Annotated in this window: 13 protein-coding genes; 10 read left to right on the top strand and 3 right to left on the bottom strand. The window is 61.2% G+C overall.

From position 1 onward, the window contains the following. The first annotated feature begins 22 nt into the window (after positions 1 to 22). The 7 genes from ACTJLA_RS21190 to tauD all read left to right on the top strand — a co-directional run bounded on the left by ACTJLA_RS21190 (position 23) and on the right by tauD (position 8,232). The gene (locus tag ACTJLA_RS21190; protein ID WP_440842067.1) at positions 23 to 2,347 is read left to right on the top strand and encodes a Tex family protein; all 2,325 of its coding nucleotides are present in this window, start codon (positions 23 to 25) and stop codon (positions 2,345 to 2,347) included. After that, entirely contained in the window at positions 2,347 to 2,730 is a 384-nt protein-coding gene (locus tag ACTJLA_RS21185; protein ID WP_052199927.1) for a PaaI family thioesterase, read from the top strand. Before ACTJLA_RS21190 ends, ACTJLA_RS21185 begins: the two co-directional genes overlap by 1 nt. 214 nt (positions 2,731 to 2,944) lie before the next feature. Then, complete coding sequence (gene gshA / locus ACTJLA_RS21180; RefSeq protein ID WP_054920278.1) at positions 2,945 to 4,528, top strand: glutamate--cysteine ligase; 1,584 nt, start codon at positions 2,945 to 2,947, stop codon at positions 4,526 to 4,528. Positions 4,529 to 4,773: 245 nt separating this feature from the next. Continuing rightward, positions 4,774 to 5,751 carry a taurine ABC transporter substrate-binding protein gene (tauA, locus tag ACTJLA_RS21175; RefSeq protein WP_440842066.1) on the top strand — a complete coding sequence of 326 codons (978 nt, stop codon included), beginning with the start codon at positions 4,774 to 4,776 and terminating at the stop codon, positions 5,749 to 5,751. A gap of 17 nt (positions 5,752 to 5,768) precedes the next feature. Then, positions 5,769 to 6,548, top strand: coding sequence for a taurine ABC transporter ATP-binding subunit (gene tauB, locus ACTJLA_RS21170; RefSeq protein ID WP_054896655.1), 780 nt, complete (start codon positions 5,769 to 5,771; stop codon positions 6,546 to 6,548). Next, positions 6,545 to 7,381: a taurine ABC transporter permease TauC gene (gene tauC, locus ACTJLA_RS21165; RefSeq protein ID WP_057975356.1), complete on the top strand. Its 837-nt coding sequence runs from the start codon at positions 6,545 to 6,547 to the stop codon at positions 7,379 to 7,381. The genes tauB and tauC overlap by 4 nt, the downstream gene beginning before the upstream one ends. A gap of 14 nt (positions 7,382 to 7,395) precedes the next feature. Continuing rightward, positions 7,396 to 8,232, top strand: coding sequence for a taurine dioxygenase (gene tauD, locus ACTJLA_RS21160; protein ID WP_197900309.1), 837 nt, complete (start codon positions 7,396 to 7,398; stop codon positions 8,230 to 8,232). 140 nt (positions 8,233 to 8,372) lie between these two features. Here tauD and mgrA read toward each other — a convergent pair whose 3' ends face one another. From mgrA to epsC, 3 genes are all read right to left on the bottom strand, one after another. After that, entirely contained in the window at positions 8,373 to 9,410 is a 1,038-nt protein-coding gene (gene mgrA, locus ACTJLA_RS21155; protein ID WP_034125489.1) for an L-glyceraldehyde 3-phosphate reductase, read from the bottom strand. 127 nt (positions 9,411 to 9,537) lie between these two features. Next, a complete protein-coding gene (betT, locus tag ACTJLA_RS21150; RefSeq protein ID WP_175550958.1) occupies positions 9,538 to 11,499 on the bottom strand; it encodes a choline transporter BetT in 1,962 nt (653 codons plus the stop codon). Positions 11,500 to 11,870: 371 nt separating this feature from the next. After that, the gene (gene epsC, locus ACTJLA_RS21145; RefSeq protein ID WP_014716464.1) at positions 11,871 to 12,797 is read right to left on the bottom strand and encodes a serine O-acetyltransferase EpsC; all 927 of its coding nucleotides are present in this window, start codon (positions 12,795 to 12,797) and stop codon (positions 11,871 to 11,873) included. A gap of 166 nt (positions 12,798 to 12,963) precedes the next feature. Here epsC and ACTJLA_RS21140 point away from each other — a divergent pair, with 166 nt between their 5' ends. The 3 genes from ACTJLA_RS21140 (at position 12,964) to tcyL (ending at position 15,608) form a co-directional block, all read left to right on the top strand. Beyond that, the gene (locus ACTJLA_RS21140; RefSeq protein ID WP_197881541.1) at positions 12,964 to 13,959 is read left to right on the top strand and encodes a D-cysteine desulfhydrase; all 996 of its coding nucleotides are present in this window, start codon (positions 12,964 to 12,966) and stop codon (positions 13,957 to 13,959) included. Between the two features lie 189 nt (positions 13,960 to 14,148). After that, positions 14,149 to 14,943, top strand: coding sequence for a cystine ABC transporter substrate-binding protein (gene tcyJ, locus ACTJLA_RS21135; RefSeq protein WP_440842064.1), 795 nt, complete (start codon positions 14,149 to 14,151; stop codon positions 14,941 to 14,943). Continuing rightward, positions 14,943 to 15,608 (top strand): cystine ABC transporter permease, encoded by a 666-nt coding sequence (gene tcyL, locus ACTJLA_RS21130; RefSeq protein ID WP_003187646.1) that lies wholly within the window; start codon positions 14,943 to 14,945, stop codon positions 15,606 to 15,608. The genes tcyJ and tcyL overlap by 1 nt, the downstream gene beginning before the upstream one ends. Position 15,609 lies beyond the last annotated feature (1 nt).

Here is a 15,609-nt window from a genome sequence, read left to right as displayed (position 1 = left end):
TTTAAGAATTTCAGGTGGTTTTATGGACAGCATCAACAGCCGCATCGCCGAGGAACTCGGCGTACGCCCACAACAGGTCGAAGCGGCCGTCGCTCTACTGGATGAAGGCTCCACCGTGCCCTTCATCGCCCGTTACCGAAAAGAAGTGACCGGCAGCCTCGACGACACCCAACTGCGTCACCTGGAAGAGCGCCTGCGCTACCTGCGAGAACTCGACGAACGGCGTATCAGCATCCTCGCCAGCATCGAGGAACAGGGCAAGTTGACCCCTCAACTGGAACGCGACATCAAACTCGCGGACACCAAGACCCGCCTCGAAGACCTTTACCTGCCGTACAAACAGAAACGTCGTACAAAGGGCCAGATCGCCCTGGAAGCCGGCCTGGGTGATTTGGCCGATGGCTTGTTCAACGACCCATCGTTGACCCCGGAAACCGAAGCCGCCCGTTTTATCGACGCGGAAAAAGGCGTCGCCGACGTCAAGGCCGCCCTCGAAGGCGCCAAGTACATCCTGATGGAGCGCTTCGCCGAAAACGCCAGCCTCCTGGAAAAACTGCGTACCTACCTCAAGCAGGAAGCCATCCTCAGCGCCCGCGTCATCGCCGGCAAAGAGGAAGAAGGCGCCAAGTTCCGCGACTACTTCGAACACGACGAGCCGCTCAAAAGCATGCCGTCCCACCGCGCCCTGGCGATTTTCCGCGGCCGTAACGAAGGCATTCTCAGCTCCGCGCTGAAAGTCGGTGACGAGCTGCCGGGCACCATGCACCCCTGCGAAGGCATGATCGGTCAACAATTCGGCATCCAGAACCAGAACCGCCCGGCGGACAAGTGGCTCGGCGAAGTGGTGCGCTGGACCTGGAAGGTCAAGCTTTACACCCATCTGGAAACCGACCTGCTGGGCGAGCTGCGCGACGGCGCCGAAACCGAGGCGATCAACGTGTTCGCCCACAACCTGCACGATCTGCTGTTGGCCGCACCGGCCGGCCCGCGTGCCACCCTGGGCCTCGACCCGGGCCTGCGCACTGGTTGCAAGGTCGCGGTGGTCGACGCCACCGGCAAGCTGCTGGACCACGCCACCGTGTACCCACACGTACCGCACAATAAGTGGGACCAGACCCTCGCGATCCTGGCCGCCCTGTGCGCCAAGCACGCGGTGGACCTGATCGCCATCGGCAACGGCACCGCCAGCCGCGAAACCGACAAGCTGGCCGCCGAGCTGATCAAAAAATACCCAGCCATGAAGATGACCAAGGTCATGGTCTCCGAAGCAGGCGCTTCGGTGTACTCGGCTTCGGAGCTGGCCTCCAAGGAATTCCCGGACCTCGACGTGTCGATCCGTGGCGCAGTGTCCATCGCTCGTCGCCTGCAAGACCCGCTGGCCGAACTGGTGAAGATCGACCCTAAATCCATCGGCGTCGGCCAGTACCAGCACGACGTGTCGCAACTGAAGCTGGCACGCGGCCTGGATGCGGTGGTGGAAGACTGCGTAAACGCCGTGGGCGTGGATGTGAACACCGCATCCGTGGCCCTGCTGGCGCGAATCTCCGGCCTCAACGCCACCCTGGCGCAGAACATCGTCAGCCATCGCGACGAAAACGGCGCGTTCAAAACCCGCGCCGCACTGAAGAAGGTCGCACGCCTGGGTGAAAAAACCTTTGAACAGGCTGCTGGTTTCCTACGCGTAATGAACGGCGACAACCCGCTGGACGCCTCTGCGGTTCACCCGGAAGCCTACCCGCTGGTGCAACGCATTGCCGCCGAAACCGACCGCGATATTCGTTCGTTGATTGGTGATGCCGCGTTCCTCAAGCGCCTGGACCCGAAGAAGTACACCGACGAAACCTTCGGTGTGCCGACCATCACCGATATCCTGCAAGAACTGGAGAAACCGGGTCGCGACCCGCGCCCGGAGTTCAAGACCGCCGAGTTCCAGGACGGTGTCGAAGACCTCAAGGACCTGCAACCGGGCATGATCCTCGAAGGCGTGGTGACCAACGTGACCAACTTCGGCGCGTTCGTGGACATCGGCGTGCATCAGGACGGTTTGGTGCATATCTCCGCGCTTTCGGAGAAGTTCATCAAGGACCCACGTGAAGCGGTGAAAGCCGGTGACGTGGTCAAGGTCAAGGTCATGGAAGTCGACATCCCACGCAAACGCGTCGGCCTGTCGATGCGCATGAGCGATACCCCCGGCGAGAAAATCGACGGTGCCCGTGGCGCTCGCCCCGGTTCGGCGCCGCGCCAGTCGCAGAGCAACGCCCCGCGCAAGGAAACCACCACCGCCGCGCCAAGCAACAACGCCATGGCGTCGCTGTTTGCCAACGCTAAACAGTTGAAGAAGCGCTGATGGAAATTCCGGCCGGTTTGACCCAGAGCGCATTCAGCGAACTGATCGGCTGCCGCCTGCAACGCCTGGAAGAGGGCGTTGCCGAGGTGGCCCTGACCCTGGAGCCGCACCTGCGCAACCGCGCGGGCAAGCTCCATGGCGGGGCGATTTTCAGCCTGGTGGATATAACCATGGGCCTGGCCTGTTCCAGCGCCCATGGTTTCGACCAGCAGAGCGCCACCATCGAATGCAAGATCAACTATATTCGCGCTGTGGAAGACGGTGAGGTGCTGTGCACCAGCCGGGTGATCCACGCCGGTCGCCGCACCCTGGTGGTCGAGGCCGACGTGTATCAGAGCGAAAGACTTGTCGCAAAAGCACAGGGCACGTTCGCTGTCCTATAGCTCCCCACCCCCGATTTGAGTTAATTTCGGCGCTGCGATAACAGCGTCGGAATTTTCTCGCTGCGCTGTAGCCCAATTCATGGAGTGAAGTCGGCAGATTCAGAGCGGGTCAAATCGACTCAAAACCAGGCGATCACGCCAGTTTCAACTTCACCCTTGTAGACCGTCCTGCCCACCCCCATATTGGGGCGACTGACGCGTGAAGGAATCCAACTTGAGCGAACTTCTCAACCGCCGCCTGGCCCTGCTCGGCAAGCGCGAACACCTCTCCCTGCTAGAGCAATGCTTGCACGGCATCGAGCGCGAATGCCTGCGCGTCACCAACGAAGGTCGACTGGCGCAAACGCCGCACCCCGAAGCCCTGGGCGCCGCGCTGACCAATGAACAGATCACCACCGACTACTCGGAATCGCTGCTGGAGTTCATCACCCCTGCCCTGCCGAACCCGGCCGATACTCTGAGCAGCCTGGACAAGATCCATCGCTTTGCCTACACCAAGCTGGGCAGCGAATACCTGTGGAGCCCCTCGATGCCGTGCCCGTTGCCGGCCGAGGAAGATATTCCGATTGCCTACTACGGCACCTCCAACATCGGCCAGCTCAAGTACGTGTACCGCAAGGGCCTGGCCCTGCGTTACGGCAAGACCATGCAGTGCATCGCCGGCATCCACTACAATTTTTCCCTGCCGGAAGCGTTGTGGCCGTTGCTCAAGGAAACAGAAGGGTTTGTCGGCACCGACCGTGACTATCAATCCACGGCCTACATCGCGCTGATCCGTAATTTCCGTCGTTACAGCTGGCTGTTGATGTACCTGTTCGGTGCCTCGCCAGCCCTGGATGCCGGCTTCCTGCGCGGACGCTCGCATCAGCTTGAAGTCCTCGACGCCGACACGCTGTACCTGCCCTACGCCACCAGCCTGCGCATGAGCGACCTGGGGTACCAGAGCAACGCCCAGGCCGGCCTGACGCCGTGCTACAACGATTTGGCCAGCTACACCGACAGCCTGCGCGAAGCGGTGGCAACACCCTACGCGCCCTATGTCGAAGTCGGCACGCACAAGGATGGCGAGTGGGTGCAGCTCAATACCAACATCCTGCAGATCGAAAACGAGTACTACTCCAACATCCGTCCCAAGCGCGTGACCTACACCGGCGAGCGGCCGATCCAGGCGTTGATGGCGCGCGGCATCCAGTACATCGAAGTACGCTGCCTGGACATCAACCCGTTCCTGCCGATGGGTATCGACCTGCCAGAGTCGCGGTTCCTCGACGCATTCCTGCTGTACTGCGCGCTGAACGACAGCCCACTGTTTGCCAACAACGAGTGCGGCAACGCCACCTCCAACTTCCTCAGCGTGGTCAAGGAAGGCCGCCGTCCGGGCCTGCAATTGCAGCGTGACGGCCAGCCGGTGGATATGAAGGAGTGGGCGGCCGAGTTGCTGGAGAAGATTGCCCCGCTGGCCGCCCTGCTCGATCAGAGCCATGGCATCACCGAGCACAGCGAGGCATTGGACGCCCAGTTGGCCAAGGTCAAGGACCCATCCCTGACGCCGTCGGCGCAGGTGTTGGCAGCCATGGCTGAGCGCAAGGAAAGCTTTGCGCAGTTCTCCCTGCATCAAAGCGAAGTCCATGCCGAATACTTCCGCAAAGAACCTTTGGCGCCTGAGGAACAAGCGCACTTTGAAGAACTGGCCCGTGCGTCGCTGGCGCAACAGGCAGAGCTGGAGCAGAACGAAGTAGGCGATTTCGATGTGTTTGTCGGTTCGTACCAGGCAAGCATCCTCGCCATCAGCAACTAACCTCAGGCTCGCTCCCCCTGTGGGAGCTGGCTTGCCTGCGATATCGGTAGGTCAGCAACCCACCTGTTGACAGATACACCGCTATCGCAGGCAAGCCAGCGCCCATATTATTTTTGCCAGCCTGAAAACAGGCTTCGCCATTTCCCCTCATAAGCTAATTCGAAAAAGTTATTTATTTTCGGATTCTTAGATCATTTAGTCTCCTCTCACGCCGACCCTCGGCCGCCTGATTTAGGAGCTTCCCCTTGAAACTGTTGACCCCTCTGCGCCTGTTGGCCGCATTGTCCCTGGCCGGTGCCAGCCTGTTTGCCCAGGCGGCGGATGTGACCATTGCGTACCAGACCACCGTGGACCCGGCCAAAGTCGCCCAAGCCGACGGCGCCTATGAAAAAGCCACCAACGCCAAGATCGACTGGCGCAAATTCGACAATGGCGCCGACATCATCGCCGCCATCGCGTCCGGCGACGTGCAGATCGGCTACCTCGGTTCCAGCCCGCTCACCGCCGCGATAACCCGTAAAGTCCCGGTGCAAACCTTCCTCGTCGCCACCCAGATCGGCGGCGCCGAAGCCCTGGTGGCGCATAACGGTTCGGGGATCAACAGCCCTCAGGACCTGGTCGGCAAAAAAATCGCCGTGCCCTTCGTTTCCACCGGCCACTACAGCCTGCTCGCCGCCCTTAAACACTGGAACATCGACCCGGCCAAAGTCACCATTCTCAACATCGCCCCACCGGCCATCATTGCCGCCTGGAAGCGCGGTGATATCGACGCCACCTATGTCTGGGACCCAGCCCTGGGCGTGGCCAAGGAAACCGGCAAGGTGCTGATCACCTCCGGGGAGCTGGCCAAGTTCGGCGCGCCGACGTTCGATGCCTGGATCGTGCGCAAGGACTTCGCCGAGAAGCACCCAGAGATCGTCACCGCCTTCGCCAAGGTCACTCTGGATGCCTACGCCGCCTACCGCAAAGACCCACAAGCCTGGCTCGCCGATTCCGGCAACGTCGACAAACTGGTGAAACTCTCCGGCGCCAAGGCCAGCGATATCCCGTTGCTGCTGCAAGGCAACGTCTACCCGTTGGCCGCCGACCAGGTAACGCTGCTGGGCGCACCGACCACCAAGGCCGTCACCGACACCGCTGCGTTCCTCAAGGAGCAAGGCAAGGTCGAGGCCGTGCTGCCCGACTACGCCCCTTATGTCAGCGCCAAGTTCATTACCAACTGACTCAGGAGTTCACTGCGATGGCCTTGCTACAACTGGAGCGCATCAGCGCACAGTACCCAGGCGCCCCGGAACCGGTACTGTCCGATATTTCACTGGAGCTTGGACCCCAGCAATTGCTGGTCGCCCTGGGCCCGTCCGGCAGCGGCAAGACCTCGTTGTTGAACCTGATTGCCGGCTTCGTCGAACCGTCTGCCGGGCGTATCACCCTCGATGGCGTGCCGGTCAAAGGCCCCAGCGCCGAGCGCGGCGTGGTGTTCCAGGACGATGCCCTGCTGCCCTGGCAGGACGTGCTGGCCAATGTGGCTTTCGGCCTGGAACTGGCCGGCGTGCCCAAGGCGCAGCGCGACGTGCGGGCGCGTGAAATGCTCGCGCTGGTGGACCTGGCCGGTTTCGACAACCGCCGCATCTGGCAACTCTCCGGTGGCCAGAAGCAACGCGTCGGCCTGGCGCGTGCGCTGGCGGCCGACCCGCGTGTACTGCTGATGGACGAACCCTTCGGCGCCCTGGATGCCTTCACCCGTGAACAGATGCAGGAGTTGCTGCTGCAAGTGTGGCGGCGCACGGCCAAGCCGGTATTCCTGATTACCCACGACATTGAAGAAGCGGTGTTTCTCGCCACCGACTTGATCTTGCTGGCGCCCAACCCCGGCCAGATCGTCGAACGCCTGCAGCTGGATTTCGGCCAACGTTACGCCGCCGGTGAATCAGCCCGCGCAATCAAGTCCGACCCGCGCTTTATCGAAACCCGTGAACATGTGCTGGGCAAAGTGTTCTCCCAACGGCAGGTGTACGCATGAGCAGCTACGAACTTCCCGCCACGGCCACCGAGCCTGCGACACATCCCGTGATCCCGCTGCGCCGTCGCCTGAGCACGCGCTGGATCAGCCTGCTGACCCTGGCGGCCTTGCTTGCCCTGTGGTGGGCGGTGACCGCCACAGGTTTGATCGAACCTTTGTTCCTGCCGCCACCGTCCGCCGTGTTGCAAAAAGGCTGGCTGCTGGCAACCACCGGCTACATGGATTCCACTTTGTGGCAGCACCTGGGCGCGAGCCTCAGTCGCATCGGCCTGGGCCTGGGCTTTGCAGTACTGACCGCCGTGCCGGTGGGGATCGCCATCGGTGCCAACCGTATCGCCCGTGGCATTCTCGATCCGCTGATCGAGTTCTACCGGCCGATTCCGCCCCTGGCCTACCTGCCGTTGATCGTGATCTGGTGCGGCATTGGCGAGCTGTCCAAGGTGCTGCTGATCTACCTCGCTATCTTCGCCCCGATTGCCATCGCCACCGCCACTGGGGTGCGCACCGTCGACCCGGCCAAATTACGCGCGGCGCAGTCGTTGGGCGCCAGCCGCGCGCAACTGATTCGCCATGTGATCCTGCCCAGCGCCCTGCCCGATATCCTCACCGGTGTGCGCATCGGCCTGGGCGTGGGCTGGTCGACCTTGGTGGCGGCCGAGTTGATTGCCGCCACCAGCGGCCTGGGCTTTATGGTGCAGTCGGCGGCGCAGTTTCTGGTCACTGATGTGGTGGTGCTGGGCATCCTGGTCATCGCCCTGATCGCCTTCGCCATGGAAATGGGCCTGCGCGCCCTGCAGCGTAAATTAGTGCCCTGGCATGGCCAGGCACACTGAGTGAAGAACCCACAATGAGCAGCCTGACCGTTACCCCATTAAGCACCGCCCTGGGCGCCCAGATCGGCGGCGTCGATATCACCCAGCCGCTGAATCCCGAACAGCGCGACGCCATTGAACAGGCGTTGCTCGACTATTCGGTGCTGTTCTTCCGTGACCAGCCGATCACCCCTGCGCAACAGGCACGGTTCGCGGCAAACTTTGGCGACCTGCACATCCACCCGATCTACCCCAACGTGCCGGAACAGCCCGAAGTGCTGATCCTCGACACCGCCGTCACGGATGTGCGTGATAACGCGGTGTGGCATACCGACGTGACGTTCCTGCCCACGCCTGCTCTGGGCGCAGTGCTCAGCGCCAAGCTGTTGCCCGCGTTCGGCGGCGATACCTTGTGGGCCAGTGGGATTGCGGCGTATGAAGCACTGTCTGAACCGCTAAAGCGCTTGCTCGATGGCCTCACCGCCACACACGACTTCACCAAGTCGTTCCCGCTGGAGCGCTTTGGCAACACCGCCGAGGACCTTGTGCGCTGGGAGGCAACTCGCAAGAAAAACCCGCCGCTATCGCACCCAGTCGTGCGCACGCATCCGGTGAGTGGACGTAAATCACTATTCGTCAGCGACGGCTTCACCACCCGAATAAATGAACTGGAACCGGCCGAAAGCGAGGCCATTCTCAAGCTGCTGTTCGCCCACGCCACCCGCCCGGAATTCACCATTCGCTGGCGCTGGCACGAGAATGATGTGGCGTTCTGGGATAACCGCGTCACCCAGCATTACGCCGTGGATGACTACCGGCCGCAGCGGCGGGTGATGCACCGGGCGACGATTCTTGGGGATGTGCCGTTCTAACGCTTGGCGACAGATCGTTCCCACGCTCTGCGTGGGAACGCCTCCTGTGACGCTCTGCGTCACGACTTTAAAGCGGACGCCGAGCGTCCGGGGCTGCATTCCCACGCAGAGCGTGGGAACGGTCACCCAGTGGTGTAAGGTTATTCAGCAGTGGACGGTTTTTCCCACAGGTTGATCCCACCTTCCTGCGCAAACCGATCAATCTCCGCCAGTTCTTCAGCACTGAAGCTCAAGTTCTTCAACGCCCCGACGTTCTCGATAATCTGCTCCGGCCGGCTTGCGCCGATCAGCGCACTGGTTACGCGCGGATCACGTAATGTCCACGCCAACGCCAACTGGGCCAGGCTCTGGCCACGGCGTTTGGCGATTTCATTCAGGCCGCGTACATGGGCGATGTTGGCTTCGGACAGGTGCTGGGCCTGCAACGAGCCACCACCCGGACGGTTCACCCGCGCATCGGCCGGTACGCCATTGAGGTATTTATCGGTCAACAAACCCTGGGCCAGCGGCGTGAAGGCGATCACCCCGGCGCCGAGTTCTTCAGTGGTGTCCAGCAGGTCTTTTTCCACCCAACGGTTGAGCAGGTTGTAGGCCGGCTGGTGGATCAACAACGGCACTTTCCACTCATTGAGCAACGCTGCGATTTCGCGGGTTTTTACCCCGGAGTAAGACGAGATACCGATGTACAACGCCTTGCCTTGTTGCACGGCGGTGGCCAGGGCGCTGGCGGTCTCTTCCAGAGGCGTGTCGGGGTCGAAGCGGTGCGAGTAGAAGATATCCACATAATCGACGCCAAGGCGTTGCAGGCTCTGGTCCAGGCTCGCCAATACGTATTTACGCGAACCGCCACCCTGGCCGTAAGGACCGGGCCACATGTCCCAACCGGCTTTGCTGGAAATGATCAATTCGTCGCGGTAGTGCTTGAAGTCTTCACGCAGCAACCGGCCGAAGTTGATCTCGGCGCTGCCGTAAGGCGGGCCGTAGTTGTTGGCCAGGTCGAAGTGGTTGATACCCAGGTCGAACGCCGTGCGCAGCAATGCGCGCTGGGTGTCGATCGGGGTGCTGTCACCAAAGTTGTGCCACAACCCCAGGGACAGTGCCGGCAACACCAATCCACTGCGGCCTACGCGGCGATAAGGAATAGATTCATAGCGGTTTTCGGCAGCAATGTACGTCATCGAATCCTCTCTTGATCTAGGGCAAATAAGGCCCGGGAATAGGCATATTCCCGGGCCTTTTAAGCAGCTGAATCGCTTAAGTCTGCCTCTTCCTTTTACAGCAAAGACCTACTTGAGAGGAACGCTATCAGCGCACCATGTGCAAGAACTGCAGATGGCGCTCGTACTGGTCGAGGATGTCATTGATGATCTGCTCCTTGGTGTAGCCCACCAGGTCATAGTCCTGGCTGCCCTCACTCAAGTGCACTTCGGCCCGATAGTAGCGGCGGTTGTTGATCTCTTTCTTGCCAATGCCGCCCAAGGCGAACGACGGTGTGAAATAGCCACGCATCTGCACCTGGTAGATGAACGGACGTTCTTCACCATGGCCGATTTCGAGGCTGACGCTGTCGTTGGACGGGTCGGGCTGGGTCACCACCGTAAGGCCCTTCTCGACAAACACTGCGGTCACTTCTTCAATCGCCGGGCGCACCGTGGTGTCGAGGAAACGGTATACCTCATCGCGGGATGGGAAATGCACCGCCTGGCTCAAACGCTGGCGCCAGCCGCCTCGGCCTTTGCGCGAAGCGGAGATCGGTGCCAGGGAATGCAACTGCGCGATCTGCTTTTGCGACTCCAGGTAGAACGCCTTGTGCAGCCCCCACATCATCAGCAGCAGGATCAGCGAGAACGGCAGCGAGGTCAGTACCACCGCAGACTTGAGCGAGTCGATACTGCCGGCGAACAGCAACGCACTGGTGACCAGGGCGGTCATCGCGCCCCAGAACACACGCAGCCACTTCGGCCCATCTTCATCCGCGTTGCCGCCTTTGGACGAGAGGGTGGACAGCACCACAGTGCCGGAGTCCGCCGAGGTCACGAAGAACACAAAGCTGATGAACACCGTGACCCCGATCACCGTCTTGCTCCACGGGTAGGTTTCCAGCAGCAGGTAGAGGCTCATCGATGGGTCATCGATCGCCGACTGGCCCAGTGCAGCCATGCCATGGTTGAGCACCTGGTCGATGGCGCTGTTACCGAAGATCGACATCCACGCCAGGGTGAAGCCCAGTGGAATCAGCAGCACGCCAAACACGAACTCGCGGATGGTACGACCACGGGAAATACGCGCGATAAACAGGCCCACGAACGGCGACCATGCGATCCACCAGGCCCAATAGAACACCGTCCAGCCGCCCAGCCAGTCGCTCGGCTTGTTGTAGGCGTATACATCAAAACTCTTGGTGGGCAGCGCCCCCAGATAGTCACCGATGTTCTGGATCAAGGTGTTGAGCAGGTGCTGGGTAGGCCCTGCGAACAACACGAACAGCAGCAGCGCACAGGCCAGCAGCATGTTGATGTCGGACATCACCCGCACGCCCTTGTCGACGCCGGCCACGGCCACGATGATCGCCGCGCCCATCATCAGAGTGATCAGGCCCACCTGGATCCACTGGGTATGGGCAATGCCAAACAGGTAGTCCAGGCCAGAGTTGAGGTGCAGTACGCCAAAGCCCATGTCGGCGCCCAGGCCGAACACCGTGGCAATGATGCCAAAGCCATCCACGGCGTAACCGATAGGGCCATTGATGCGCTTGCCGATCAGCGGGTACAGCGCCGAGCGCAACGCCAGCGGCAGGTTATGCCGGTAGGCGAAATACGCCAGGGCCATGCCGACAAACGCGAACACGCCCCAGCCATGCAGGCCCCAGTGCAGGAACAACACCTGCATGGCCTGGCGCGCCGCATCGGCGTTCATTGCTTCGCCCTGGGGCGGCTGCACCAGGTGCGTCAGCGGCTCCGAGACGCAAAAGAAAAACAGCGTGATGCTGATCCCGGCGGCGAACAACATGCCAGCCCAGGACAGGTAACTGAATTCGGGCTCGTCGTGGTCGGCACCGAGTTTTATCTTGCCGTAGCCCGATAGCGCGGTGACCACCACGAAGACCAGATACAGCGTCATCGCCAGCATGTAGTACCAGCCGACCGTATTGGCCGCCCAGTTTTGCGCCGCCAGCAGCCAGGCACCGGCCTGTTGCGGGATAGCGATGACCGTGATGCCGAACAGCAGGATGACGGTCGCGGCAAAATAGAAAACGGGCGCATTCATGCGCACCATGCCGCTGGAAGGGGTGGACGATGCACTCATGAACGATGCACCTCAAGGTTGCGGGATATGGCTGTAAAAAACGGACTCAGCAAAGGTAAGCCTCCTGTTGTGAGCGGGCAGCGAACCACCGGTTTAACTTGAACGAACGTTCAAGTTAAACATGAATAGGCGGTCTGGGACTAATCGCAGGGCTGAGTGGTAGGTGTTTCCTACACTAGCTCAGGGATTGGTATGACGCGTGAAGGAGACGAATCGTTCAGCAACCCGACGGTGAAATACATACGAAATGTGGGAGCTGGCTTGCCTGCGATAGCGCTGGGTCAGCCACCCNGCAAGCCAGCTCCCACACTGACCGGCGTTTGACTCAGGTATTACTTCTGCGCCCCATCATCATGCTGCAAGTTCGCCTGGGTGATATTCGCCCCGGCCGGCACGCTGCGGGTCAGCCACACATTGCCGCCGATGGTCGAACCCTGGCCAATGGTGATCCGCCCCAGGATCGTCGCCCCGGCGTAAATCACCACATCATCTTCAACAATAGGGTGACGCGGGTGGCCTTTCTGCAATTGCCCATCTTCATCCGCCGGAAAGCGTTTGGCGCCCAATGTCACGGCCTGGTAGATGCGCACGCGCTCGCCGATGATCGCGGTCTCGCCAATCACCACGCCTGTGCCGTGGTCGATAAAGAAACTCGGGCCGATCTGTGCGCCGGGGTGGATATCAATACCGGTGGCCGAGTGGGCGATTTCCGCACTGATCCGCGCCAGCAGCGGCAGGCCGGCGCGGTACAGGTGGTGGGCCAGGCGATGATGGATCACCGCCAGGATGCCCGGGTAGCACAACAGCACCTCATCCACACTGCGTGCGGCCGGGTCGCCGTGGTAGGCGGCCAGTACGTCGGTGTCCAGCAGGCTGCGCAAGGATGGCAACGCCAGCGCGAAATCCTGGATCAGGCGAATGGCGTGGGCGTTGACTTCGCTGTCGTCCTCACCGCTCTGGCGCGCGGCATAGCGCAACTCCAGGCGCGCCTGGGCGAGCAAGGCGTTGAGCGCGACGTCGAGGGTATGGCCCACGTAGAAGTCTTCGCTTTCTTCGCGCAAGTCCGCAGGGCCCAGGCGCATCGGAAACAGAGCGCCGCACAAGGCCTCAAGAATTTGTGCCACCGCCTCGCGGGACGGCAACTCGCGGCCACCATGCTCGCCACTCAAGCGCCCATTGCGCGTTCGCCACTGGTCGCGGGCGCCGCGCAGCTGGCTGACGATGGTCTGCAATTGCCAATGACTGGAACGCTCACTCACGGTATTCACTCCTGACGAAATGGCCATCACTTTACGGTATGCACCCAGGCAGCTCTTAAGAACCAATGGTATGGAGCTAAGAACCTTTCGTCATAAGCGATTGGCGGTTGCCCGATGAAAAGTGCCTGCCTATAGTCCCCCAATCACTCAGCCACCGTGCGTAACCATGATCAAACAACAGCTCGACCGTTTTAACCGTCTGGAACTACTGGGCAGTGCCACGGCCCTGGAAAAGCTCGAGCGGCTGTCGGCTTGGCTGGGCAGGGACATCTACGTCAAACGTGATGACACCACGCCGCTGGCCATGGGCGGCAACAAGCTGCGCAAACTCGAATACCTGGCCGCCGACGCCATCGCCCAGGGCGCCGACACCCTGGTCACCGCCGGCGCGATCCAGTCCAACCATGTTCGCCAGACCGCCGCGCTCGCCGCCAGGCTTGGCCTGGGCTGTGTTGCCCTGCTGGAAAACCCTACCGGCACCGACGACCCCAACTACCTGGGCAACGGCAATCGCCTGCTGCTGGAGCTGTTCGACGCCAAAGTGGAGTTGGTGGAAAACCTCGACAACGCCGACGACCAACTCAACGCCCTCGCCGACCGCCTGCGCAGTAACGGCAAGAAGCCGTACCTGGTGCCTATCGGCGGTTCCAATGCACTCGGCGCGCTGGGCTACGTGCGCGCCGGGCTGGAGTTGGCCGCGCAGATTGAAGACAGCGGCATTCAATTCGCCGCCGTGGTGCTCGCCTCTGGCAGTGCGGGTACCCACAGCGGCCTGGCCCTGGCCTTGAGCGAAGCACTGCCGCAGTTGCCGGTGATCGGCATCACGGTGTCGCGCACCGAGCAAGCGCAATTCCCGAAAGTGCAGGGCCTGGCCGAACGCACCGCCGAGTTGCTCGGTGTGGCTATGCCCGACGCCTTCAAGGTTACCCTGTGGGACGAGTATTTCGGGCCGCGGTATGGCGAGCCAAACGCTGGCACCCTCTCGGCGATCAAACTTTTGGCCAGCCAGGAAGGTCTGTTGCTGGACCCGGTGTATACCGGCAAGGCCATGGCCGGTTTGCTGGACGGCATCGGGCGCCAGCGCTTTGAAGAGGGGCCGATCATTTTCCTGCATACCGGTGGCGCGCCGGCATTGTTTGCCTATGACTCAGTATTCAACTGATTGAATACTGTCGATGTGGGAGCTGTACATATTTCCGAAAAGAATATTAAATTGTATTTTTATTATTTTCAAGACTTAAAAACCCACCTTATCATCGCGCCGAAGGCGAAGACGCGCTTCGCGCTTTAGGGCAGGATACGACTACCGCGTCACCTGCTTCGCTCACCATAAAAAACACAGGGGCTCTCCATGACTATTTCTGCATTTCGTCGCACGCTGTTGGTTGGCACTTTGGGCCTCGCGCTTGGCGCTGGCTGGTTGGGCCAGGCGGTTGCCGGCGAGCAATTGAACACCATCAAGAAGGCCGGCGAGATCAAGATCGGCCTGGAAGGCACCTACCCGCCGTTCAGCTTTGTCGATGAAAGCGGCAAGCTCAGCGGTTTCGAAGTGGAACTGTCCGAGGCGCTGGCCAAGGAGCTGGGCGTCAAGGTCAAGCTGCAAGCCACCCCTTGGGACGGCATCCTCGCCGCGCTGGAATCCAAGCGCCTGGACGCCGTGGTCAACCAGGTGACCATCTCCGAAGAGCGCAAGAAAAAGTACGATTTCTCCAAGCCTTACACCGTGTCCGGCATCCAGGCGCTGGTGCTGAAAAAGAACGTCGACTCGATCAAGAAAGCCGACGACCTGGCCGGCAAGAAAGTCGGTGTGGGCCTGGGCACCAACTACGAACAATGGCTCAAGGACAACCAACCAAAAGCCATTATCAAGACCTACAACGACGACCCGACCAAGTTCCAGGACCTGCGCATCGGTCGTATCGACGCCATCCTGATCGACCGCCTGGCCGCCCTGGAATACGCCAAGAAAGCCCCCGACACCGCCGCTGCCGGCGACGCCTTCTCCCGTCAGGAAGCCGGTATCGCCCTGCGCAAAGGTGAGCCCGAGCTGCTCGATGCGGTGAACAAGGCTCTGGACAAACTGCGCGCCGACGGCACGTTGAAGACGCTGTCCGAGAAGTACTTCAACGCTGACGTCACGCAATAATGGAAGCAGGTTTCCAACTCGCGCTGGACTCCGCGCCCTTTCTGCTCAAGGGCGCGTACTACACGGTAATCCTCAGCCTGGGCGGGATGTTTTTCGGCCTGCTGCTGGGCTTCGGCCTGGCCTTGATGCGCCTCTCGCGCTTCAAGCTCTTGAGCTGGACCGCCCGGGTCTACGTGTCGTTCTTTCGCGGCACGCCGTTACTGGTGCAGCTGTTCCTGATCTACTACGGCTTGCCACAAGTGGGCATCGAGCTGGACCCGATCCCGGCCGCCATGATCGGCTTTTCGCTGAACATGGCTGCCTATGCGTGTGAAATCCTGCGGGCCGCCATCGCCTCCATCGAGCGTGGCCAGTGGGAAGCTGCTGCCAGTATCGGTATGACCCGTGCGCAGACGTTGCGCAGGGCCATCCTGCCCCAGGCGATGCGCACGGCGTTGCCGCCTTTGGGTAACAGCTTTATTTCGCTGGTCAAGGACACGGCGCTGGCCGCCACCATCCAGGTGCCCGAGCTGTTCCGCCAGGCCCAACTGGTGTCGGCACGTACCTTCGAAATTTTCACCATGTATCTGTCCGCGGCCCTGATCTACTGGATCCTGGCGAGCATCCTGGCGCATCTGCAAAATCGTCTGGAAGACCGGGTCAACCGGCATGACCTGGAGTCTTGAA

Origin of the sequence: Pseudomonas sp. 22072, from assembly GCF_052046095.1 — a bacterium.
Taxonomy (GTDB): Bacteria; Pseudomonadota; Gammaproteobacteria; order Pseudomonadales; family Pseudomonadaceae; genus Aquipseudomonas; species Aquipseudomonas paracarnis.
This window is presented reverse-complemented; position numbering and strand designations above follow the sequence as displayed.